The sequence below is a fragment of the Alteromonas hispanica genome, assembly GCF_010500915.1.
Lineage (GTDB): Bacteria > Pseudomonadota > Gammaproteobacteria > Enterobacterales > Alteromonadaceae > Alteromonas > Alteromonas hispanica.
This window is the reverse complement of sequence record NZ_JAAAWP010000007.1, coordinates 231,255-253,626: the sequence shown is the minus strand read 5'-3', so window position 1 is coordinate 253,626 and position 22,372 is coordinate 231,255. Positions and strand designations below refer to the sequence as shown.

21 protein-coding genes are annotated in these 22,372 nt (G+C 45.0%); 19 read left to right on the top strand and 2 right to left on the bottom strand.

Going from position 1 to position 22,372, the window contains the following annotated elements:
• The first annotated feature begins 2 nt into the window (after nucleotides 1-2).
• The gene (yhbY, locus tag GTW09_RS12695) at nucleotides 3-296 is read left to right on the top strand and encodes a ribosome assembly RNA-binding protein YhbY (RefSeq protein ID WP_163112176.1); all 294 of its coding nucleotides are present in this window, start codon (nucleotides 3-5) and stop codon (nucleotides 294-296) included.
• A gap of 103 nt (nucleotides 297-399) precedes the next feature.
• Nucleotides 400-1,176 carry a 3-hydroxyacyl-CoA dehydrogenase gene (locus GTW09_RS12690; protein ID WP_071979134.1) on the top strand — a complete coding sequence of 259 codons (777 nt, stop codon included), beginning with the start codon at nucleotides 400-402 and terminating at the stop codon, nucleotides 1,174-1,176.
• A 56-nt stretch (nucleotides 1,177-1,232) separates the two neighbouring features.
• On the opposite strand, the gene GTW09_RS12685 is transcribed toward GTW09_RS12690, so the two are convergent.
• Nucleotides 1,233-3,629: a Lon protease family protein gene (locus tag GTW09_RS12685; protein WP_163112175.1), complete on the bottom strand. Its 2,397-nt coding sequence runs from the start codon at nucleotides 3,627-3,629 to the stop codon at nucleotides 1,233-1,235.
• A 484-nt stretch (nucleotides 3,630-4,113) separates the two neighbouring features.
• On the opposite strand from GTW09_RS12685, the gene leuS reads away from it, so the two are divergent.
• From leuS to GTW09_RS12610, 15 genes are all read left to right on the top strand, one after another.
• Nucleotides 4,114-6,717 (top strand): leucine--tRNA ligase, encoded by a 2,604-nt coding sequence (leuS, locus tag GTW09_RS12680; protein WP_163112174.1) that lies wholly within the window; start codon nucleotides 4,114-4,116, stop codon nucleotides 6,715-6,717.
• 14 nt (nucleotides 6,718-6,731) lie between these two features.
• Nucleotides 6,732-7,256 (top strand): LPS-assembly lipoprotein LptE, encoded by a 525-nt coding sequence (locus GTW09_RS12675; RefSeq protein ID WP_163112173.1) that lies wholly within the window; start codon nucleotides 6,732-6,734, stop codon nucleotides 7,254-7,256.
• A gap of 16 nt (nucleotides 7,257-7,272) precedes the next feature.
• Nucleotides 7,273-8,301 (top strand): DNA polymerase III subunit delta, encoded by a 1,029-nt coding sequence (holA, locus tag GTW09_RS12670; RefSeq protein WP_163112172.1) that lies wholly within the window; start codon nucleotides 7,273-7,275, stop codon nucleotides 8,299-8,301.
• A 2-nt stretch (nucleotides 8,302-8,303) separates the two neighbouring features.
• Complete coding sequence (nadD, locus tag GTW09_RS12665) at nucleotides 8,304-8,963, top strand: nicotinate (nicotinamide) nucleotide adenylyltransferase (protein WP_338024957.1); 660 nt, start codon at nucleotides 8,304-8,306, stop codon at nucleotides 8,961-8,963.
• A gap of 17 nt (nucleotides 8,964-8,980) precedes the next feature.
• Nucleotides 8,981-9,298 carry a ribosome silencing factor gene (rsfS, locus tag GTW09_RS12660; RefSeq protein ID WP_071979139.1) on the top strand — a complete coding sequence of 106 codons (318 nt, stop codon included), beginning with the start codon at nucleotides 8,981-8,983 and terminating at the stop codon, nucleotides 9,296-9,298.
• 94 nt (nucleotides 9,299-9,392) lie between these two features.
• Nucleotides 9,393-9,863: a 23S rRNA (pseudouridine(1915)-N(3))-methyltransferase RlmH gene (gene rlmH / locus GTW09_RS12655; protein ID WP_163112171.1), complete on the top strand. Its 471-nt coding sequence runs from the start codon at nucleotides 9,393-9,395 to the stop codon at nucleotides 9,861-9,863.
• A 27-nt stretch (nucleotides 9,864-9,890) separates the two neighbouring features.
• Entirely contained in the window at nucleotides 9,891-11,786 is a 1,896-nt protein-coding gene (gene mrdA, locus GTW09_RS12650) for a penicillin-binding protein 2 (protein ID WP_163112170.1), read from the top strand.
• Entirely contained in the window at nucleotides 11,786-12,901 is a 1,116-nt protein-coding gene (rodA, locus tag GTW09_RS12645) for a rod shape-determining protein RodA (protein WP_163112169.1), read from the top strand. Before mrdA ends, rodA begins: the two co-directional genes overlap by 1 nt.
• Nucleotides 12,898-13,851, top strand: coding sequence for a septal ring lytic transglycosylase RlpA family protein (locus GTW09_RS12640; RefSeq protein ID WP_163112168.1), 954 nt, complete (start codon nucleotides 12,898-12,900; stop codon nucleotides 13,849-13,851). Before rodA ends, GTW09_RS12640 begins: the two co-directional genes overlap by 4 nt.
• A gap of 232 nt (nucleotides 13,852-14,083) precedes the next feature.
• Complete coding sequence (locus tag GTW09_RS12635; RefSeq protein ID WP_163112167.1) at nucleotides 14,084-15,268, top strand: serine hydrolase; 1,185 nt, start codon at nucleotides 14,084-14,086, stop codon at nucleotides 15,266-15,268.
• Between the two features lie 89 nt (nucleotides 15,269-15,357).
• The gene (ybeD, locus tag GTW09_RS12630; protein ID WP_071979144.1) at nucleotides 15,358-15,621 is read left to right on the top strand and encodes a DUF493 family protein YbeD; all 264 of its coding nucleotides are present in this window, start codon (nucleotides 15,358-15,360) and stop codon (nucleotides 15,619-15,621) included.
• 84 nt (nucleotides 15,622-15,705) lie between these two features.
• Nucleotides 15,706-16,290, top strand: coding sequence for a lipoyl(octanoyl) transferase LipB (lipB, locus tag GTW09_RS12625; protein WP_232230634.1), 585 nt, complete (start codon nucleotides 15,706-15,708; stop codon nucleotides 16,288-16,290).
• Nucleotides 16,283-17,245: a lipoyl synthase gene (lipA, locus tag GTW09_RS12620; RefSeq protein WP_071979146.1), complete on the top strand. Its 963-nt coding sequence runs from the start codon at nucleotides 16,283-16,285 to the stop codon at nucleotides 17,243-17,245. The genes lipB and lipA overlap by 8 nt, the downstream gene beginning before the upstream one ends.
• A gap of 125 nt (nucleotides 17,246-17,370) precedes the next feature.
• The gene (gene ansA, locus GTW09_RS12615; protein WP_163112165.1) at nucleotides 17,371-18,378 is read left to right on the top strand and encodes an asparaginase; all 1,008 of its coding nucleotides are present in this window, start codon (nucleotides 17,371-17,373) and stop codon (nucleotides 18,376-18,378) included.
• 11 nt (nucleotides 18,379-18,389) lie between these two features.
• Nucleotides 18,390-19,232 (top strand): DUF2797 domain-containing protein, encoded by an 843-nt coding sequence (locus GTW09_RS12610; protein WP_163112164.1) that lies wholly within the window; start codon nucleotides 18,390-18,392, stop codon nucleotides 19,230-19,232.
• A 183-nt stretch (nucleotides 19,233-19,415) separates the two neighbouring features.
• Here the strand turns inward: GTW09_RS12610 and GTW09_RS12605 are convergent, their stop codons facing one another.
• A complete protein-coding gene (locus GTW09_RS12605) occupies nucleotides 19,416-19,970 on the bottom strand; it encodes an NAD(P)H nitroreductase (RefSeq protein ID WP_071981190.1) in 555 nt (184 codons plus the stop codon).
• Nucleotides 19,971-20,189: 219 nt separating this feature from the next.
• Here GTW09_RS12605 and GTW09_RS12600 point away from each other — a divergent pair, with 219 nt between their 5' ends.
• The gene (locus GTW09_RS12600; protein ID WP_239059379.1) at nucleotides 20,190-20,366 is read left to right on the top strand and encodes a hypothetical protein; all 177 of its coding nucleotides are present in this window, start codon (nucleotides 20,190-20,192) and stop codon (nucleotides 20,364-20,366) included.
• Between the two features lie 134 nt (nucleotides 20,367-20,500).
• On the top strand, nucleotides 20,501-22,366 hold the full coding sequence (gene sppA, locus GTW09_RS12595) for a signal peptide peptidase SppA (protein WP_071979151.1): 1,866 nt from the start codon (nucleotides 20,501-20,503) through the stop codon (nucleotides 22,364-22,366).
• Nucleotides 22,367-22,372 lie beyond the last annotated feature (6 nt).

Sequence of the window (22,372 nt, the reverse complement as noted above, 5' to 3'; positions counted from 1 at the left end):
AAATGAAACTTTCAAATAAACAGAAACAATTCCTTAAAGGTCTAGCCCACCCACTTAAGCCAATAGTGCAGCTAGGCGCGAATGGTCTCACCGAGGGCGTTGTCGCAGAGATTGACAATGCACTAAATCACCACGAATTGATCAAAGTTAAGGTTCCTTCTGACGATCGCGAAGAAAAATCGCTGATTATGGATGCCATTGTACGCGAAACAAATGCGGAAAAACTTCAGGTAATTGGTCATACACTTATTATTTACCGTCCTAGTGAAGACTGTAAAATTCAGTTGCCAAAATAAAGACGCTTTTGGTGTCAGTCCACTCTGACACCATAGTTTTTACCATCAAATACCGTTAACATCTCGTTAATATTATGAAAATAACCAGATTAACGGGAACTCCATGTTGCTAACTAACCTTACTGCAATTGTTACGGGCGGATGCTCGGGTCTTGGTCACGCTACCGCTATTGCGCTTCGCGAAGCAGGTGCAAAGGTCAGCCTTTTCGACTTAAACGAAGAACAAGGTGCCAAGCGCGTAGAAGAGCTAGGTAAAGACAAAACCCTTTTTACGAAAGTGGATGTGCGCGATGAAGCACAAGTTCAAGCGGCAATCGACGCCACAACAGATACTTTCGGCGCTATCTCTCTTGTAGTTAACTGTGCCGGCATCGCACCTGCGAAACGTTTGCTTGATAGAGAAGCAAACCCAGCGCCATTGGGCGATTTTCAAACCACCATCGACATAAACCTGGTAGGCAGCTTTAACGTAGCCCGATTGGTTGCTGCCACCATGGCAAAACAATCGCCTATAAACGATGAGGGCGAACGCGGCCTTATTATCAATACCGCTTCGGTAGCGGGCTATGAGGGTCAAATTGGCCAAACTGCTTACGCGGCCAGTAAAGGCGGCATTATCGGGCTTACCCTTCCAATGGCGCGTGACTTAGCCCCACTTGGAATTCGGGTGAATACGATAGCACCAGGTGTGATGGGAACGCCTATGCTGCTAGCCATGCCTGAAAAAGTACAAGAAGCTCTGTCTGCTAACGTTCAATTTCCTAAACGCCTAGGCCTACCTGAGGAATTCGGCAAGCTTGTTGTTCATATGGCAAACAACACTTACCTGAACGGCGAAACCATCCGCTTAGATGGCGGCCTGCGTATGCCGCCAAAGTAATAAATTGGTAGGTTAATTAAACACCGTAATGAAAAGGGAGCGTTGACTCCCTTTTTTTATTCTCCATCACCGCCGCTTACAATTAATGCAAGGTTATACAATCGATTTACTGCATGATAGTTAATAGAGTTTTTAGGGTAACGCCCCTTAGAACTTATCTTACCCGCTTCTTGTTCCATCAATATAGTGAGTGCGTCATCAACAGTTTCAACGGTATAGATGTGAAATAGACCTTTTTTGACTGCCTCTATTACAGTGCTATCTAACACTAAATTAATAGCATTGGATTTTGGAATGATGACACCTTGAGTTCCCGTAAAGCCGCGGTATTGGCAGAGGTCGAAAAAACCCTCAATTTTTTCATTCACGCCGCCCACAGCCTGAACCTCGCCATATTGGTTGATTGAGCCGGTAATCGCTAGCGTTTGAACGCATGGAATTTCTGTAAGTGCAGATATAAGCGCGACCAATTCGCCTAACGATGCACTGTCGCCATCAATATGGCCATATGACTGCTCAAGCGCAATATTGGCCGACAGCGTTAACGGAAAATGCTGGGCATACTTGTTGCCTAAGTAACCATTTAACAGCATGACACCTTTTGAATGAATGGGTTGGCCCAATTCTACTTCCCGCTCAATATCAATTACACCGCTAGCACCGGCGAATACTGTTGCCGTAATGCGTGCTGGTGTGCCAAACGCTGTATCACCAATATCTAGTACGGTAAGGCCATTCACCTTGCCAACGGCCTTACCTTCGGTTGCGATAAGTACGTGGCCTTCCTTTATATCGTTAAGAAGCGCCTGGCTTACCCTGCCCGTTCTTCGTTTTTTGGCGCTTAATGCAATTTTTAAATGATTAAGCTCTAGGCTAGTGCTATTACTCTTTTGACAGAAGTAAAAAGCCTCGTTAACCAGTTCAATCACTTCGGCAAAATGCGCTGATAGCTTTTCTTTGTGCTCAGCCATGCGAAGCGAGTATTCGACTAGCCGACACATGGCGTTAGCCGTAATATCCTCTAGACCAAGCCCGCGTGTATGCGCACGTACTTTACCAACAAAATCGAACAGCGCCTGACGAGTCATGGGAATTTCTAAATCAAAATCGACCAGTACTCGGAATAATTCATCAAACTCATCATCGTAGTCTTGCAGGGTGTAATAAAGGTCTCTCGAGCCCAGTAATACAATCTTTACGCTTAAATCAATAGGCTGCGGATTTAACGTAATATTGTTAACCATACCCACGTCTTGTTGCGGTAGGTCCATTCGTAAACGCATAGACTTGATGGCTAATTTTAAGGTATCCCACACATAGGGCTGTTCTATAAGCTGGTCCACATCCAGTAATAAATACCCACCGTTTGCACGGTGCAGCGCGCCCGGCTGAATCATCCTGTAGTTAGTGAATACACTGCCATGAATGTTGGTATATTCAATTTTACCGAACAAATTTTGATAGGTAGGATTTGGCTCATAAATTACGGGAGCAGAATCTTCAAGCCTGTTGGAGACAAGCACGTTAGGTAAAAACTGTTCCTCGAGGAATACTTTTTTATCAAAGTCCTCTGTCTTTTCTTCTTTTTGCTCTTCACTGTGAATCACTAAAATAGCGTCCACCAGCGCGGTTCTCAGTTGCTTTAAATATTTTACTACACCGAGTTGAGATGAATACTTGTGCTCGAGCACTTTAATCAGTGGCTTTATGCCCTGTTCAGCCGTGTTTTTATCTAATGCACGTAAACGCTCCGAGTTCTCTCGCTTCCACGCGGGTAGACTGAGTAAACTCTCACTAAGACGGTTTTCCAACTCATCGATAAGTACATAAAAACGTTCTCGCTGACTTTCATCAAAGGTGGAAAACTCACTATCACTAATAGGTTTACCATTGATTATGGGTGAAAACGTGATTGAGCCACCTTCTTCAAACAGAGCAACGTCATTAGCCTGAGCATAACGCTCTACGGCATCAATAGCAGCATCATACTTCTGCTCGAAGTCACGTAGAATAGAGGCGCGACGGCGCTGATAGCCAGGATTGTCAAATGCTACAGGTAATGAGTCGAGCACGTCGTCGATTAGGTTCGCCATATCCTTTTGAAAGGCTTTGCCTCCCCCGGGAGGAAATCTAAGGGCAACGGGCTCTCGTTCCACATCAAAGTTGTTGATGTAACACCAGTCGTCTGGCGCAACAGATTGGGCGACTTGCCTTTCGATATAATCTTTTACCAAAGAGAAGCGACCGGTAGCAGGCTCGCCCATCACATAAAGGTTGTACCCTTTGGTATTTATACCTAACCCAAAGGTAAGCGCTTCACGCGCACGCTCTTGCCCTATAAAAGTTGCATTGAGCGCTTCCTCATCTTTTAAGGCACTGTTGATTGCGCGGCGGTTTATGGTAGGTGATAACGCGTCTACATCTAACGCAAATGATTTACTGTCTACAGACATGTTGTTCTATATTCGTTACTTTTCCTAAGTGAAACCCTTATTAACATTAGTGTCAAACCCTTATCTTCAATAAAGCGGTTTTACACTAACAATTGCGCAACAAACAACCACGTTTGTAAGGGTACGGTATATTTTGTTTTTGATATTGCACCACTTATCATGCATATCGAATAGCGTAATAACTATCATCCCAACAAAGCGCTCAGCCGTGATGTGAAATCATTCAAGCGACAAGGAAGGTCTCCCCTCTTTGTAAAGCATTAACCTATGCATAAATGCTCACTTTTCGTGCAAGCAGCAATAAATATCGCCAAGTTAAGTGTTAAGCTATTGAGGCATGGCTTAACGCTGGGGTATTCTATAAGGCTATATATATGTTCAATCGGTTATTTTTTTATTCGTGCGTGATGGTTTTAATTCTATCGGCACGAGCAGATGACCCAAATATAAACGTTTTAACTCTAAATGCGGAAGCCTAAGTTTCATGGCCGATAATCAGTACAACCCAAAAGATATAGAACAACGTGTTCAGCAATACTGGGAAGACAATCAATCTTTCAAGGCAAGCGATAACGAAGATAAAGAAAAGTTTTATTGCCTGTCTATGTTTCCTTATCCTAGTGGTCGACTCCACATGGGACACGTGCGTAACTACACTATCGGTGATGTAATCAGCCGCTATCAGCGCATGCAGGGCAAAAATGTTATGCAACCTATGGGATGGGACGCCTTTGGTCTGCCTGCTGAAAATGCAGCGATAAACAATAACACTGCACCAGCGAAGTGGACTTACGAAAACATCGATTACATGAAAACCCAGCTCCGCTCTTTAGGCTTTGGTTATGACTGGGATCGTGAAGTTACTACCTGTAAATCCGATTACTATCGCTGGGAGCAATGGTTCTTTACACGCTTGTATGAAAAAGGCTTAGTGTATAAGAAAAACTCAACGGTAAATTGGGATCCAGTAGACCAAACGGTACTCGCTAACGAACAGGTTATAGATGGTCGAGGCTGGCGTTCTGGTGCATTGGTAGAGCAAAAAGAAATTCCACAATGGTTTATCAAAATTACCGATTATGCCGAAGAATTGCTTAACGACCTTGAACAACTAGAAGAGTGGCCAGACCAAGTTCGCGCCATGCAAGCTAATTGGATCGGGCGTTCTGAAGGTGTCGACATTACCTTTGATTTAGCATCACCGGTAAACGATATTGCCGACCTGACGGTTTATACAACACGCCCCGACACTTTCTACGGCGTGACGTACGTGGCAGTAGCAGCACAGCACCCTCTTGCAGAATTTGCTGCGCAATCTAACCCTGATATCGCTCAGTTTATTGACGAGTGCAAAAATACTAAGGTTGCCGAAGCTGAAATGGCCACCATGGACAAAAAAGGCTGTGCCACCGGCTTAGAAGTTATTCATCCACTAACGGGCGAGAAACTGCCTATTTGGATTGCCAACTTTGTTCTTATGGAATACGGCTCTGGCGCGGTTATGGCGGTACCTGGGCACGATCAGCGCGACTGGGAATTTGCCACAAAATACAACCTGCCTATTCAACAAGTTATAGCCGCAAAAGCCGGTGACGAAGATAAATGCGACCTATCAAAAGCTGCATACACGGAAAAAGGTAGCTTAATTAATTCCGATAAATTTAACGGCCTTGATTTTGACGCAGCATTCAATGGTATTGCCGAAGCACTTGAGGTTAAAGGTTGTGGTCAGCGAAAGGTCAACTATCGACTTCGTGACTGGGGCGTTAGTCGCCAGCGTTACTGGGGCACACCTATTCCTATGCTCAAATTGGAAAACGGTGAATCTGCGCCTGTACCCTCAGACCAACTTCCGGTTGAGTTACCTGAAGACGTAGAAATGGATGGCGTGATTTCTCCGATTAAAGCAGACCCTGAGTGGGCGAAAACCACTTACAAAGGAGAACCTGCGCTAAGAGAAACAGACACCTTCGATACCTTTATGGAATCGTCGTGGTACTACGCTCGATACACAAGCGCAACAAATCCCGACGCTATGCTAGATCCGAAAGCCGCTAACTACTGGCTGCCTGTCGACCAATATATTGGTGGTATTGAACACGCTATCTTGCACCTACTTTACTCTCGTTTCTTCCACAAATTGTTACGTGATGAAGGTTTGGTAGACTCTGATGAACCGTTCAAGCGTTTATTATGTCAAGGAATGGTGTTGGCAGATTCTTATTATCGTGAAGACGAGAAAGGTAAGAAAACCTGGTATTCGCCAACAGAAGTCACCACCGAAAAAGATGAAAAAGGCCGTATTGTTAACGCTTGGCTTACTAGCGACAATACCCCGGTAACCCACGGCGGCATGACGAAAATGTCGAAGTCGAAAAACAACGGTATCGACCCGCAAGAAGTTATCGACCAGTACGGCGCCGATACAGTACGACTATTTACTATGTTTGCTGCGCCACCCGAGCAAACACTAGAGTGGGTTGATTCTGGTGTTGAAGGTGCAAACCGCTTCCTTCGTCGAATTTGGAAACTGGTTACTGAGCACGTAGAAAAAGGCGATGCAGTAAAGCTTGATGTAAAATCTCTTTCGAAAGAACAGCAAGCGCTTCGCCGTGAAGTGCACAAAACGATCCAAAAGGTTACCGATGATTTAGGCCGCCGCCAAACGTTCAATACAGCAGTAGCGGCAATTATGGAGCTGCTAAATCACTTACAAAAGGCCCCGCAAGAAAGTGCGCAAGACATCGCTATTATGCGCGAAGCCGTGGAGTCTGTATTGCTATTGCTTAACCCTATTACGCCGCATATCGCTCACGAGTTGTGGAAAGTTCTGGGCCACAGCGAAGATATTGATGTGGCGCCTTGGCCTGCAGTAGATAAAGATGCGCTAGTCGAAGACGAAAAGCTCATTATTGTTCAGGTAAACGGAAAAGTACGCGCTAAAATGACGGTTGCTGCCGATGCGAGTAAAGACGAGGTTGAGGCACAGGCATTGGCGCAAGCGAATGTGCAACAGTTTATCGAAGGCAAAACCATCCGCAAAGTCATTGTGGTGCCAGGTAAACTTGTCAATATTGTAGCGAACTAGGCGACAATGAAATAATGAATGCACTTTTAAAAGTTATTGGTATAGCAACGCTTGTAGGCGTCCTTAGCAGCTGCGGTTTTCATTTGCGAGGGGCACCAAGCCTACCTGAAAATGTAAATACTGTAGTGATAGAAAGTGCCAGAGCGCACGCGCCTTTGGCGCGAGCGCTTGACAGTAGATTGAATATTTATGGCTTGGCATCGGCGTCTGGCGAAGGTGCTAAACAAACAAGCGAAAATATTAATATTTACTTACTGCCCGAAAAACTAGACCGTCAATTGTTGTCGGTCTACCCTTCAGGTCAGGTTGCAGAATACGACTTAATTTATGTGGTGCGTTACAGAGTCTCGTTTCCCAATAAACAGCCGTTGATGGCTCAGTTTGAGGTGGTGCGAGATTATCAAGATGACCCCGACCAGGTTCTTGCGAAGTCACGAGAACTCGATCTAATGCTTGATGAGATGCGAGCGGAAGCGGCAGATATTATTATTAGACGTTTATCTAGCCAGGCTGTTGCCGCGCTAGACGAAAGCGAATAGGCGTCGCATAACCTTCATGCAAATTTATCCCAATCAATTTCACCAAGATATCCAGAAAGGATTGCGTCCTTGTTACCTCGTTTTTGGCGACGAACCTCAGCAAAAGTTTGATGTCATAGAACAAATCAGACGTCACGCAAAAGCGAAGGGATTTGATGAAAGAACCACATTAGTGGCTGAAACTGGGTTCTCTTGGAACCAGCTGCTAGAAGCCACCCAAAGTATGTCTTTGTTTTCTAGCCAGCAATTTATAGAGCTCGAGCTCCCCACTGGGAAGCCCGGTACCGAAGGAAGTAAAATGCTTCAAGAGGTAGCTGCCAAACTCAACCCAGACATGCTGCTATTAATTCATGGTCCCAAAATTGGAAAAGATGTTCAGCGTGGAAAGTGGTTTAAAGTGCTCGATGAGCTGGGGGCATCAACCTTGTGTTACCCCCTTGAGGGCCGCCAGCTAAACGCATGGATTAACCAGCAGCTTTCCTCTCATCAGCTATCGGTATCGGCTACTGGGGCAAAAATCATTGCTGACTTTTGCGAGGGAAATCTTTTAGCAGCAAAACAAGAAATTGATAAGCTGGCTTTACTGCATCCTCAACAAACCATTAGCGACGAGCAGCTAGAGCGGGCAATGGTTGATCAGTCTCGTTACAATGCGTTTCAACTCGTTGATGTCATGCTTAACGGAGAAAGCACTCGCTGTATAAAAATGCTTTACCGTCTAGAAAGCGAAGGCCTAGAGCCTAACATTATCATTTGGGCACTCATTCGAGAATGGGAACAGCTTTGGAATTTAAAGAACGCAGAACAGCAGGGCCAGCCAATTCAGTGGCAAAAATTTGGCATCTGGCGCAATAAGCAAGGTATGTATCAAGCCGCACTGCAGCGTCTTTCGTTAAAGCAACTTGAAGACATTCAACACGCTTTATCTCAGGCAGACCTTGCTTTTAAGCAGCAGGTTATATCTCGCCCTTACGTTAAGCTTTGTCATTTATGCATGATGTTTATGGGCGTTAACTTAACAAACATTCCGCTACTGGACAGTTAGCCGTGGCATTGAGAGTTATTCTAGGGGGCACATTTAATCCTCCTCACTACGGGCACATTACTCCAGCGCTGTATGCCGCAGATTTATTGGGTGTAGAACATGTAGATTTGATGCCCTGTAAACTAGCTCCTCATAAGTCGGTAAGTGTTTCTGAAACCCACAGGGTAAATATGATACATCGGTGTTGCGATACCCACTCTCGCTTGCGTGCCGAACTCATAGAACTCTCACTGCCTTCTCCCTCTTATACAGTGAAAACGCTGCGTGCATTAAATTCAAAGCACGATGATACAATCTGTTTTCTCATTGGAGCAGATTCACTGTATAATCTCGATAAATGGTATGAGTGGGAAAGCTTGCTTAACTATTGCCACCTTATTGTAATGAGGCGAGACAGTGAAACATTTTCACCGCCACCGGCAATAGCCAAGTGGCTCAGGCGAAACGCCATACAAGACATCGAACGGTTACATCAGCGTAAAAGTGGTCACGTTTTACTGTTAAATACGCCACTTAAAACAATTTCTTCCACGCAATTGCGTAATGAAATAGCAAGTGAAAATGCAGATACGCTAGACCATGCCGCTCCTGATACTATTGAAAGCTGGGTACCCCGTAACGTTATTGAATACATCAATGACAACCAGTTATACAGCGAATAAACACAAGAGGAAAACACTTGGAGAGTCTACAACTTAAGCAGTTTGTTAAAGACAAAATAGACGATATGAAAGGCCGTGATATCATTGAACTCGATGTTCGAGGTAAGTCGACCATTACAGATACCATGATCATTTGCTCTGGTAATTCAAAGCGACACGTTTCTTCGATTGCAGAAAACGTGATGGTTGAAGCAAAAAACGCAGGCCATGCGCCAGGCAATGTTGATGGTAAAGACTCTGGAGAGTGGGTTTTGGTAGATTTCGGCGATGTTATTTTGCATGTAATGCAGGATGAAACTCGCGACTTTTACCAACTTGAAAAGCTTTGGGCTTAAATCACCACTTCACCAAACGAAGAGCCACTTTATAAATGGTTAACTCCGTGAATATGCTTTTGAGTAATGCACAGCATCAATCAAGGACAGTACGTTGAGAATTCAAATTGTTGCTGTGGGAACAAAAATGCCCTCATGGGTATCTGCTGGGGTCGATGAATTTATTCGTCGATTCCCAAGCGACATGCCGGTAAACATAACCGAAATACCTGCGGGAAAGCGCGGGAAAAATGCTGACATTAAACGCATTCTAGAAAAAGAGGGTGAACAAATGTTGGCAGCTATTCCCAAAGGAAACCGCATTGTCACTCTTGAGGTAACCGGCAAGCCTTGGGATACCCCCACGCTAGCCAAACAATTAGACAACTGGAAAATGGATGGCAGAGACGTCAGCTTACTCATTGGCGGCCCTGAGGGACTTGCGCCTTCTTGCATTGAAGCCTCTGAACAAAAATGGTCACTCTCTGCGCTCACACTCCCTCACCCATTAGTGCGAATTATACTGGTTGAAAGCGTTTATCGAGCGTGGTCGGTTACGCAAAATCATCCTTATCACAGAGAGTAGAAGTCACATCTAATGCAAAGGAAGTCAATGCACCGTAAGCGCCAGGCTATTCGCGACCACACCGCGGAAGCGAATTTATTTGCTCGTCGCGCCACCATTGCCTTCATTATTGTTACTGCCATGCTAGGCATTGTATTAAACAATTTGTATTCTCTTCAGGTGACCCAACACGACGACTACCAAACCCGCTCTAACGGCAACCGTATTAAAGTATTGCCTGTTGCACCAAACCGCGGTCTTATTTACGACAGAAACGGCGTGTTGTTGGCGGAGAATCGTCCCGTATTCAGCCTAGAAGTCATTCCTGAAAAGGTCGATGACATAGAGGACACACTTGCCAGACTTACCTCCCTGATGGCGATTACCGAAGAAGAACTCACTCGCTTTGAGTCTAATTTGAAGGGAACCCGGCGCTTTAAACCCGTTGTTTTGAGAACGGAACTGTCTGAAAAAGAAGTAGCCACCTTTTCAGCCAGTAAGCACAAGTTCAAAGGGGTGCAGATTGAAGCTCGCCTAGCCCGCCACTACCCTTACAAAGAAACCTTAACCCATGTACTTGGATACGTAGCGCGAATTAATAAGCGGGACTTACAGAAACTGGTTGAAGCAGGGCAAGAAGATAATTATGCCGCCACATACGATATCGGTAAATTAGGCATTGAGAAATATCACGAAGAAACGCTGCACGGCACTGTGGGTTATCAACAAGTAGAAGTGAATAATCAGGGCCGTATTATTCGTGTGCTTAACGTAGACCCTCCCACACCTGGAAAAGATATTGTTCTTAATATAGACCTTTCGTTACAGCAGGAGGCCCAGCGCATTCTTGAAGACACTCGAGGCGCAGTGGTTATCACAGAAGTTAAAACCGGCGGCGTGCTAGCCCTTTATTCAAATCCTAGCTACGACCCCAACCTATTTGTTCACGGCATTAGCAGTAAAAATTATTCAGCGCTATTAAATTCGCCCGACCGACCATTGATAAACCGTGCCACTCAAGGCCAATACTCTCCCGCATCCACCGTAAAGCCTCACCTTGCCCTACTAGGTCTTGAAGACGGTGTGGTAACAGAAGATTACTCTATTAAAGACAATGGGCGTTACCGCTTGCCTAATGTTTCCCATGTTTGGAGAGACTGGAAGCGTTGGGGACACGGTGAAGTAGATATTGCAAAAGCTATCGAAGTGTCTTGCGATATTTACTATTACGACCTTGCCTACAACTTGGGTATCGACAAAATCAGTGAGGCAATGCAGGAGTTTGGTTTTGGCGACTACACAGGTATAGACTTGTACGAAGAATCAAACGCGAATATGCCAAGTAGAGGCTGGAAACGGGCTCGGTTTAACCAACCCTGGTACATTGGTGATACCATTCCGGTAGGAATTGGACAAAGCTTTTGGACAGCCACACCTATTCAATTAACACACTCAATTAATACCCTGGTGAATAGAGGAGAGCGCTATATTCCTCAAATTATTCGCGGCTACAAAGAATCCAACGGTGTTGATGATCTTATTCCACTGAAAACGTCTCGGCCTATTCAAATAAACGATCCTAAAAATCTCGACATCGTCTTAAATGCCATGCACGACGTGGTGCACGGCGAAGAAGGAACAGCGCGCTTTGCTTTTGCCGATACGCCCTATGAGTCTGCGGGTAAAACAGGTACTGCCCAACTCTTTACGGTAGCTCAAGACGAAAAATACGACGAAGATGAAGTTGATGAAAGGCTGCGCGACAATGCACTCTATGTCGGTTTTGCCCCGTTTGATAATCCAGAAATTTCAATAACAGTAGTACTGGAAAACGCAGGAGGTGGTAGTTCAAATGCTGCTCCTGTTGCCCGTAAGCTTATGGACTTTTATTTTCGGGGTCGTACTTTTGAAACCGTTAATGTAGACAGTGAGAGCGAAGAATAATGAAAAGAACCGCCATCACGCCGGATAAAATAAGCTTTCTTCAGCGAGTTCATATTGATGGCTGGCTTCTGCTGGGTCTACTGGTACTAAGTGGCGTGGGCTTGGTAACCCTTTACTCGGCCTCTGGACAAGATATGGGCCAGATGCAGCGCCAATTTACCCGCTTAGCCGTTAGCTTTGTTGTTATGGCGGTACTTGCACAGCTGCCTCCCGGGTTTTATCGGCGCCTTTCCCCTATCGCTTTTGTCGGCGGGCTACTTATGCTGGTTGCAGTATTGCTTTTTGGCGATATGGGCAAGGGAGCTCAGCGCTGGCTTGATTTAGGTTTCATCCGATTTCAACCCTCGGAACTGATGAAGCTGGCTGTGCCCATGATGGTAGCCTGGTACATCAGCAAATTTACGTTGCCACCCCGTACACACCACATCGCTTTGGGATTTATTATGGTGGTTGTGCCAACGGTTTTGATTGCGAAACAGCCCGATTTGGGAACGTCGCTGTTAATTGCAAGCTCAGGGGTTTTTGCCATTTTTCTTGCCGGTATGAGTTGGAAACTTATCTCACTGGTAGGTGCGCTCGTTGGCGCATTCGCCCCTATTATGTGGTTCTTCCTAATGAAGGATTATCAAAAACAGCGCGTACTTACGTTTTTAAACCCAGAGAGCGATCCCCTTGGTTCTGGCTATCACATTATTCAATCTCAAATAGCGATAGGTTCTGGCGGAGTTGATGGAAAAGGCTGGCTACAAGGCACCCAGTCTCAGCTCGAGTTTCTACCCGAGCGTCACACCGATTTTATATTTTCAGTGTTCAGTGAGGAGTTTGGACTCACGGGAGTCATCGTTTTATTAGCGATTTATCTGTATATAATTATGCGTGGTCTAATTATCTCTAGCCGAGCCCAAGACGCTTTTTCTAAATTGCTTGGCGGTAGTATTACCCTCACCTTCTTTGTTTATGTTTTTGTGAATATGGGAATGGTGTCAGGCTTGTTACCCGTGGTAGGAGTGCCTCTACCGCTTGTAAGCTATGGGGGGACTTCTATGGTGACATTAATGGCGGGTTTCGGCATTCTAATGTCAATTGCAACTCAAAAACGGTTAATTTCCCGATGACTGGCTTTTCTGGCAACACTTTTTTCTGCATGTGTCTCGCAATACTTGTAGTGTCGGGCTGCCAGCAAATGCCCTCTGGTCGCTATTCACAATCTCAAGACTCAGCCCCCAAACATGTGGCAAAAGTTCCCGAGACGCTAGATGCTGTGCCTAAATATGAGGCGTACAGATCTTTCAATCACAGACCATACGAAGTATTAGGCAAGCGTTATACGCCCATGCGCACAGGAAAAGGCTATGAGGCCACAGGGTATGCCAGTTGGTATGGGCAAAAGTTTCACGGCCACCTTACGTCCAATGGTGAAACCTACAACATGTTCGCCATGAGCGCGGCACATAAAACTCTTCCTTTGCCTTCCTTTGTGAGGGTGACAAACTTAGAAAATAACAAACAGGCGATTGTTCGCGTAAACGATCGCGGCCCATTTCACGATAATAGAATAATAGATTTGTCTTACGCTGCTGCAGTAAAACTGGGCTATCACAGCAAGGGTACGGCGAAAGTGAAGTTAGAAGTCATTCATTTCGATGAAGACAATAACGTTACCGTTGGCAGTAGCCCTACGGTAAGCTATGACGAGTATTTAGGCATTGCGGTAGCATCTAACGCTATTGAGGACATGGATAGTAGCGTAGATTTTGAAGAAACAATAGCTAGCACAACTACGAACAACTCGCCTGCTGTCAACACCACCATTCCTCAAAACACCAATGAAAGAAATCACGGCACTTTTATTCAAGTGGCGGCACTTTCCAATGCTGAAAAAGCAAAATCAATATCCCATGTTCTTTCGGCGCTTTATCAATTACCCGCTCACCTTCCTAGCAGTAACAATGTGTATAAACTGCAGCTAGGCCCTGTAGAAGATGAAAAAACTCTCGAAGACGTGCTTCGGCAGCTTAAGCAAAATGGTTACCCTAATGCCTATGCAGTAAAACAACCGCATTAATGATGTGTTTACACTTATGAGCCTGTGATTCGTCCTGTAAGTTCTACTTTAATCGAAACTTTTTTGGTAAACCCTAGTCCTAAATGCAGCCTTACGATAGACTTCGTCACTATTGTAATCTTAAAGTACAATGACTATTCGCTATAGGATGGGTAGTCTTAGCGTCGGTAACGTCGGTCTAAGAGTAGCTGTAAACTCACTCGGATATAACTTGGTAAAAGAAAATAAAACCATGCTCAAAATAATTACACGCGCAAAAGCGCTTCCACTTTCATTTGCCTTTTTACTGCTTGGCGTATTTTTTCATGTTGCGCATGCCGCGGTTGTCATACCTCCCGCTCCCACGGTAGCTGCCGAAGGTTTTCTACTCACAGACTTTGAAACAGGTCATGTTATTGCAGAAAAAAATGCAGACATGCAGCTTGCACCGGCAAGCTTAACCAAAATCATGACTATCTATGTTATTGGTAAGGAACTTCAAGCTGGCAATATCAGCCTTGATGATGAAGTCACTATTTCTGAAAACGCCTGGGCGAAAAAATTCCCCGACTCTTCGAAGATGTTTATTGAAGTAGGAACGCAAGTTTCTGTAAGCGATCTGCTTCGCGGTATTGTTGTCCAATCGGGTAACGACGCTTGTGTTGCAATGGCTGAACACGTTGCGGGCTCTGAATCTGCCTTCGCCAGCATGATGAACGCACACTCTCAAGCGTTAGGTATGTCTGGTTCTAACTGGGTAAACGCTCACGGCCTGCACGACCCAGACCATTACACAACACCTCGCGACATGGCTGTACTTTCAAGAGCGCTTATTGCAGAAACTCCTGAAATGTATGCGATATACAGTGAAAAGGAATTTACATTTAACGGTATTAAGCAATACAACCGTAATAGCTTATTGTGGGACAAGAGCCTAAACGTAGATGGTATTAAAACTGGCCATACTTCAGACGCTGGCTACAGCTTAATTACCTCAGCTGAACAAGGTGATATGCGTCTTATTTCAGTAGTAATGGGTACAGACAGCGAGCGCGCGCGTAAAGTAGAAAATAAAAAGCTACTTAAGTACGGCTTCCGCTTCTTTGAAACGGTGACGCCCTACCAAGCGGGACAAAGCTTTGTTGCTCACAGAATTTACATGGGTGACAGAGAAACCGTAGACCTTGGAATTAATCAATCCACCCCCATTACCATCCCAAGAGGGCAAACTGAAAACCTTGAAGCCAACTTTGAGCTGGATAAGAAGCTTGAGGCTCCGCTGGCGAAAGGACAAGTTGTTGGCAAGCTGTACTTACAGCTCGACGGTGAAGACGTGGCAAGCTACCCGTTGGTAACCCTTCAAGAAGTGAATGAAGGCAGTATGTTTAACCGCCTAAAAGATTACATAATGCTTCAAATTGGATTTAACGACGAATAAATATTTGCGTTAATCCCTAGTTATGAAGCGGCCAGATTTGTTACAATCTGGCCGTTTTTTTTAAAGATTCAACATACCGAGAATATCGCATGGATACCCGTTTCGACGAACTATTAGATTTTCCAACTCACCAAACCTTCAAGGTGATGGGCGTCGCTCATGAGGAACTTCCTCAGCAAGTTATTACATGCTTGCAGGAGCATGCTCCTGGTGATTATGTTCCCGCTATTAAACCGAGTAGTAAGGGTAATTATCACTCGGTGTCGATAAGTGTGAGAGTTACCAGCAAAGAGCATATGGAAACCATTTACACTGAGCTTGCAAAGCTTGAGTTGGTCAGGGTTGTACTGTAAGTGAATAACCAAGAAAAGTCTGCCGCTGGCAAGGTCATTATTCGACAGCTAGGCCGTCAGCCCTATCAGCCTATATGGCAGGCAATGCAGCGCTTTACCGATGATCGCGATAGCGACACCATTGATGAAATATGGCTAGTTGAGCACGACCCCGTTTTCACCCAAGGCCAAGCGGGTAAAGCGGAACACATACTTGTACCGGGTGACATCCCTGTTGTACAAGTTGACAGAGGTGGGCAGGTTACCTACCACGGCCCAGGGCAACAAGTGATATACTTGTTGCTTAATATCAAGCGCAGAAAATTAGGGGTAAGACATCTTGTAACCGCTATGGAAGAAGCGGTAGTTGGCCTACTAGCCCAATATGATGTTGTGGCTTACCCAAAGCCAGATGCACCGGGTGTGTATGTAAACGAGCAAAAAGTTTGTTCTCTTGGCTTAAGAATACGTAATGGTTGCTCATTTCATGGGCTGGCGTTAAATGTTAATATGGACTTATCACCATTTCAGCGCATAAACCCATGCGGGTACGCGGGCATGGAAATGACGGATACCGCGCGACTTAACGGTCCGGATTCACTTGAACTGGCAGGCAATGAGCTAACACGCTTATTGTTAGATGCGCTTTCCTTTACGGAAACAACATATAAAGAAGGTTTTGATGAGTAACGCACGACCTAAGGCGGGGGTTAAACTCCGCGATGATGAAAAAGTAAAACATATTCCCGTCACTATTGTTCCTACTGAAAAGGAAGAAATGCTGAGGAAGCCTGAGTGGATTAAAATTAAGCTGCCTCGCACAACAGATAAGATTGATCACATAAAGAAAACGCTGAGAAAAAACAACCTGCACTCGGTATGTGAAGAAGCGAGCTGCCCTAACCTAGCAGAGTGCTTCAACCACGGCACAGCTACTTTTATGATTTTGGGTGATATCTGTACCCGTCGCTGTCCATTCTGTGACGTTGCTCACGGAAAGCCATTGCCCCCTAGTGCGGAAGAGCCCGAAAAGTTAGCGAAAACTATCGCTGAGATGAATCTTCGTTACGTCGTGATAACGTCTGTTGACCGCGACGATTTACGTGACGGCGGCGCACAGCACTTTGTAGACTGTATTAATGCTATTCGAGAGCACAGCCCTACCACAACGATAGAAGTGCTAGTACCAGACTTCCGAGGTCGAATGGACCGTGCACTAGAAATATTTAAAAATGGTGTTCCTGACGTGTTTAATCACAACCTTGAAACCATTCCTCGCCTTTATCGCGAATGCCGTCCGGGTGCGAACTATCAGTGGTCTTTAGATTTACTTAAAAAGTTTAAAGCTCAACATCCTGACATAAAAACCAAGTCTGGTTTGATGATGGGTATGGGCGAAGAAAACGAGGAAATTGAAGGCGTACTTAGAGATTTGCGTGCACATGACGTAGATATGCTTACACTGGGTCAATACTTACAGCCTAGTCGTCACCATTTCCCTGTTAAGCGTTATGTTCATCCTACGGAGTTTGATGCCCTGGGTGAATACGCAAAACAAATTGGTTTCACCCATGCTGCATGTGGTCCTATGGTTCGTTCAAGCTACCATGCCGATCAGCAGGCGGCAGGCGTAGAAGTAAAATAGTACACGCTATTCTTTACAAGGCGGCCGCGTAACGCGGGCCGCCTTTTTTGTTTAGGCAGTGACAAAATTGATGCGACTGCTAGAATGCCTCTCAAATCTTAACCTTATCAGATATAAGGTCAGCAATGCGTAAACATATTTATATCGCCTACACGGGCGGCACAATCGGTATGAAGCCGTCTAATCAAGGCTATGTGCCAGCAGCAGGTTTTTTAACCGAAACGCTGGCTAAAATGCCCGAGTTTAATCGCAGCGAAATGCCACTTTTTACCATTCATGAGTACGATAATCTAATCGACTCGTCGGATATGGATCCCTCCGATTGGCAGCGGATTGCCGACGATATCGCTAATAACTACGATGATTACGATGGCTTTATCATCCTTCATGGCACTGACACCATGGCGTATACCGCCTCAGCCCTAAGTTTTATGCTGGAGGACCTTTCAAAACCAGTTATTGTAACTGGGTCTCAAATACCTCTGGCGGAGTTGCGTTCTGATGGACAGGTAAATTTGTTGAACTCACTGTTCATTGCAGCAAACTATCCCATTGCAGAAGTCGGTTTGTTTTTCAACAATCGCCTATTGCGGGGAAATCGCAGTCGCAAAGTTGATGCTGACGGATTTAACGCGTTTGACTCACCTAATTTTCCACCTTTACTAGAGGCAGGGATCAATATTAGATTAAAGGCGGGCGAGTTAACCAAACATTCTGAAGGCAAGCTCACAGTGTCTAACGTGACCGCCCAACCCATTGGTATGGTAAGCCTATATCCCGGTATTGCGTCTGAAGTGATCAAAAATACGCTGCAACAACCGGTCAACGCGCTAATACTTCTCAGTTATGGCGTGGGTAACGCCCCGCAAAATCCAAGGCTTATAGAACAGTTACAATATGCTAAGTCGAGAGAGATCCCCGTGGTTAACTGTACTCAGTGCTTACGAGGACGTGTAAATATGGGCGGATATGCAACGGGCCATGGCTTACAAGAGGTCGGCGTGTTATCGGGCAGCGATATGACACCAGAGGCCGCGCTAGCAAAATTGCATTACCTGCTTAGTAAAGATCTTTCATTTGAACAAATAAATTTATTGCTCACCGCTAATTTACGCGGTGAACTCAGCGAATAAGGGTTGAAGTTTTGACACAAAGTTATTCAGGTGCATTGCGAAAAATGCGTACACACGCTAACGAAAATAATGAAGTTTGCTACGAGCTTCCCATCGGAGAGAGCGCTGTGGACGTTAATGCTCTCATAGGTAGTGAGATTGCTCTGTCGTTCAGTAATGACATTCATTGCGTTCACTGCAATCGCAAAACCAAGAAAAGCTTTAATCAGGGTTATTGTTATCCATGCCTTATTTCACTTGCACAGTGCGACAGCTGTATTATCAAGCCTGAAAAATGTCATTATCACGAGGGGACGTGCAGAGAGCCAGAATGGGGAGAAGCGCACTGCTTTAATGAGCACTTTGTTTATCTGGCCAATACAGGTAACGTGAAGGTAGGCATAACGCGACAGGTTAGCGATACCATTTCTCCCCGGTGGATGGATCAGGGCGCAACCCAAGCTACTGTCATGCTTCGTGTGCCAGACAGGCTTACCAGCGGATTAGTAGAGACCCTGTGCAAGAAGCATATCGGTGACAAAACGAATTGGCGAACTATGCTGAAAGGCAAACCTGAAGACGTTAATCTGATTGATGTAAAACACGAACTTATGGAGAAAATATCTGCGGAGCTTGCTGAGATTCAGCAGGAAAAAGGCCTTCAAGCAGTATCAGAAGTGGAATCAAAAGTTCATCACATCAATTTTCCCGTAGAGACATACCCTGACAAAATAAAGTCTATTAACCTTGATAAAACACCAGACTTTTCTGGCGTTTTGCAGGGAATTAAAGGGCAGTATTGGATGTTAGACGGCGACCGAGTGATTAATATTCGCAAGTTTGCTGGCTACAATGTTACTCTTCAGGTGCTTTAACCTACAGCTGAGCCTTTGAAAGCAGTTATTTTCAAAACAATAGGCGCACTCTTGTGCGCCCTATTTTAAATCACAGTCCGCTGAACCCTACCTCATAAAAACGTTTGAGGACTAAAGCGAGTTGCCACTAGCGGTACGTACCTTTTTGAGGCAAAGATAAACGCGTTCTTAGTAGCGGTCGGCTTATGAGTTCCAGTGCTCGAAATACGCACTCGTGTCCCTTTCTGGCTTAGAAGCGGGTTCAAAAGCAGGCGTACCAAGATATAAAAAACCAACCAGTTCATCTTCTTCAGCCATGCCTAAGCCGTCTTTCACTATTGGACATTGTGCATAGCTACCTGTGCGCCACATTCCGTTAAAACCTTGCGCTACCGCAGCCATTTGCATAGCCATAACGCCACAACTCGCTGAAGCAATTTGCTCAACCCGTGGCACTTTTTCATGTTCTTTGTATTGTGCAATAGCAACAATCACCATAGGCGCACGCAAAGGAAGTTGCGGTGCCCTATCTATTTCTTTTTGGCTTTTATCGTTTTCTATTGCAGATTGTTCAAAAAGCGAACCAAGCTTATCTAATCCTTTACCCTGACACACAACAAACCGCCATGGAGTGAGACAAGCATGGTCTGGTGCACGCAGTGCTGCTTGCATGATATTCTCCAGAGCTTCACCGCTAGGTGCAGGCTCCTTTAGTCGCGGTTGAGAACTTCGATTGAGTAGTAACGTTAATGCATCCACTTTTGGGCCTCCTTCTTCAAATACCAATGGGAATTAGCTTATTAGCCTATTGGCTCATCGGCATTGTCATTTCTTAAAATCTTATGGTCATATTACGGATGACGTTTATAAAAGACCAGATTGTTATTCGTTTTACCTAGGGCGTATTGACCTGTAAATCTCGCTGTATCGTAATAGAATGTTGAAATATAAAATAGTGAGAAAAAAGAGGATATGCCGGTGAACAAGCCAAAAAACACAAAACCACAGTCTTCTACTCTTTCTCGCATGATGGCAAAGGGTCAGGCCAAAACGCGATACAAGCCTTCATCAGGTAAGCTGCTTATGCAACTTAGTGAAAACGATCACAAACGAATAGCGCTGCTTATCTCGAAATGGCTGGAAGGCGATAAGTAGTTTTATATTGAAAGTGGTAACAAAAAATTACAATTAAGTTAGCGATCTTAGACTAACAAGGTAACATAATACATAAAGCGTTAATGGGCGTTCCATTACTCGCGTTAACTAAAATTCTAAAAAGGTAGTGAAATATGGCGGCCAAAGGAAATTGGACTAAATCCTTATTTATTGGCTTGTGGACGGTACTTAACTTCACCCGCAAACTTTTCTTCAACGTAATATTTATTGTCATTTTTGTTGGCCTGGCAATTGCCATATTCAACCAGGATGGTGATAAGCTGACAGTGAAATCAAACAGTGCGCTGTATCTTTCGCTGAATGGGCAGCTGGTGATTGAGAAGGAAAGCGTCGATCCCTTTGAGCAGTTCTTACAAGAATCTTTAGGCAGCGAGCCAGAAAATCCTGAAGTCCTTGTACGCGATGTTGTGGATGTTCTTGAAAACGCCGCAAAAGACAGACGAATTAAAGCACTTGTATTGGACTTAAAAGGTTTGACCGGTGGCGGGCTGGATAAACTGCGCGTTGTTGCTAACGCTATCCAATCGTTTAAAGCATCAGAGAAACCGGTTTATGCTATAGGCGATTACTATTCGCAAGACCAATACTACTTGGCTGCCCACGCCGACCACGTTTACTTAAACCCAATGGGTGGACTACTGCTTGAAGGCTATAGCCGGTACGGCATTTATTTCAAAGACCTGTTAGATAAGCTAAAAGTAACTACTCATATCTTTAGAGTAGGCACCTATAAATCTGCTGTAGAGCCCGTTATGCGTAACGATATGTCTGACGAAGCTAAGGAAGCGGAAAAACAGTGGTTAGACGGCTACTGGAAGCAGTACAAAGAAGACGTGGCTGCAGCACGCGGTATAGATGTTACAAATTTCGACGAGACTGCTAGTGAATTACTTTCCAAGTTTGAAGCGGCAGGCGGCGACTTTGCTAAGTATGCGTTAGATAACAATTGGGTTGACGCCTTAAAAACTCGCGAGGAGGTAAGACAAGAGCTCATAGAGTTGGTGGGTGAAGACGACAATAAGCTGGGCGTGAATATCACTGCATTCAACACGTATTTGAAAGTGATTAATCCACCGATGCCTAAAGTAAACAATGATATGGACAAGGTAGCCATTGTTGTCGCGAAAGGTACTATTTTGGACGGAAACCAAAAAGCTGGTGCCATTGGCGGTGATAGTACAGCAAGATTACTACGCAAGGCTCGACTAGATGACAATATCAAAGCGGTTGTGTTGCAAATAGACTCCCCTGGTGGCAGTGCATTTGCTTCAGAAGTTATTCGCCAAGAAATCCTACAGTTGCGCCAAGCAGGCAAACCGGTTGTGGCATCTATGAGCACCTACGCAGCATCTGGCGGTTACTGGATAGCGGCAAGTACCGATAAGATTATCGCAAGCCCAAGCACAATCACAGGCTCTATCGGCGTATTCGGTATGTTCATGACCTATGAAAACTCACTCGATTATATTGGTGTGCACAGCGATGGTGTAGGCTCTACTGATATTGCAGGCCTGTCTCCAGCGCGCCCTCTCGCGCCAGAATTTGGTCAAATTCTGCAGCGCAATGTTGAAAACACCTATGGCAATTTCTTATCGTTAGTTGCTAACGCTAGAGACATGTCTGTGGAAGCGGTCGATAAAATTGCACAAGGCAGAGTTTGGATTGGTGAAGATGCCCTTGAACTGGGCCTTGTCGATGAACTCGGTGAACTTGACGATGCGGTAATTGCGGCGGCTGAATTTGCTGAGTTAGAAAGTTACGATAAAGTTTATGTTGAACGAAGCCTTTCTGCACAAGAGTTGTTCTGGAAAGAGTTCTTTGGCCAAGCCATGACTTTTGTAGGCAAATGGCAGTTTGCGAACAGCAACTCTGCACTAATAGGTGAATTCAAACGTGTCCTTGGTGAGTTCAATGCCATTAACGAGCTTAACGATCCAAAAGGCACTTACATCTTATGCTTGCCTTGTGACGTGAGATAGCACACG

Excerpts from the sequence above, each read along its gene's own strand:
- lipA (WP_071979146.1), top strand. The coding sequence starts at position 16,283 with ATGAGTAACGCACGACCTAAGGCGGGGGTTAAACTCCGCGATGATGAA.
- GTW09_RS12690 (WP_071979134.1), top strand. The coding sequence starts at position 400 with ATGTTGCTAACTAACCTTACTGCAATTGTTACGGGCGGATGCTCGGGT.
- GTW09_RS12675 (WP_163112173.1), top strand. The coding sequence starts at position 6,732 with ATGAATGCACTTTTAAAAGTTATTGGTATAGCAACGCTTGTAGGCGTC.
- GTW09_RS12640 (WP_163112168.1), top strand. The coding sequence starts at position 12,898 with ATGACTGGCTTTTCTGGCAACACTTTTTTCTGCATGTGTCTCGCAATA.
- yhbY (WP_163112176.1), top strand. The coding sequence starts at position 3 with ATGAAACTTTCAAATAAACAGAAACAATTCCTTAAAGGTCTAGCCCAC.
- lipB (WP_232230634.1), top strand. The coding sequence starts at position 15,706 with ATGCAGCGCTTTACCGATGATCGCGATAGCGACACCATTGATGAAATA.
- ansA (WP_163112165.1), top strand. The coding sequence starts at position 17,371 with ATGCGTAAACATATTTATATCGCCTACACGGGCGGCACAATCGGTATG.
- holA (WP_163112172.1), top strand. The coding sequence starts at position 7,273 with ATGCAAATTTATCCCAATCAATTTCACCAAGATATCCAGAAAGGATTG.
- sppA (WP_071979151.1), top strand. The coding sequence starts at position 20,501 with ATGGCGGCCAAAGGAAATTGGACTAAATCCTTATTTATTGGCTTGTGG.
- GTW09_RS12635 (WP_163112167.1), top strand. The coding sequence starts at position 14,084 with ATGCTCAAAATAATTACACGCGCAAAAGCGCTTCCACTTTCATTTGCC.
- leuS (WP_163112174.1), top strand. The coding sequence starts at position 4,114 with ATGGCCGATAATCAGTACAACCCAAAAGATATAGAACAACGTGTTCAG.
- rodA (WP_163112169.1), top strand. The coding sequence starts at position 11,786 with ATGAAAAGAACCGCCATCACGCCGGATAAAATAAGCTTTCTTCAGCGA.
- GTW09_RS12685 (WP_163112175.1), bottom strand. The coding sequence starts at position 3,629 with ATGTCTGTAGACAGTAAATCATTTGCGTTAGATGTAGACGCGTTATCA.
- mrdA (WP_163112170.1), top strand. The coding sequence starts at position 9,891 with ATGCACCGTAAGCGCCAGGCTATTCGCGACCACACCGCGGAAGCGAAT.
- ybeD (WP_071979144.1), top strand. The coding sequence starts at position 15,358 with ATGGATACCCGTTTCGACGAACTATTAGATTTTCCAACTCACCAAACC.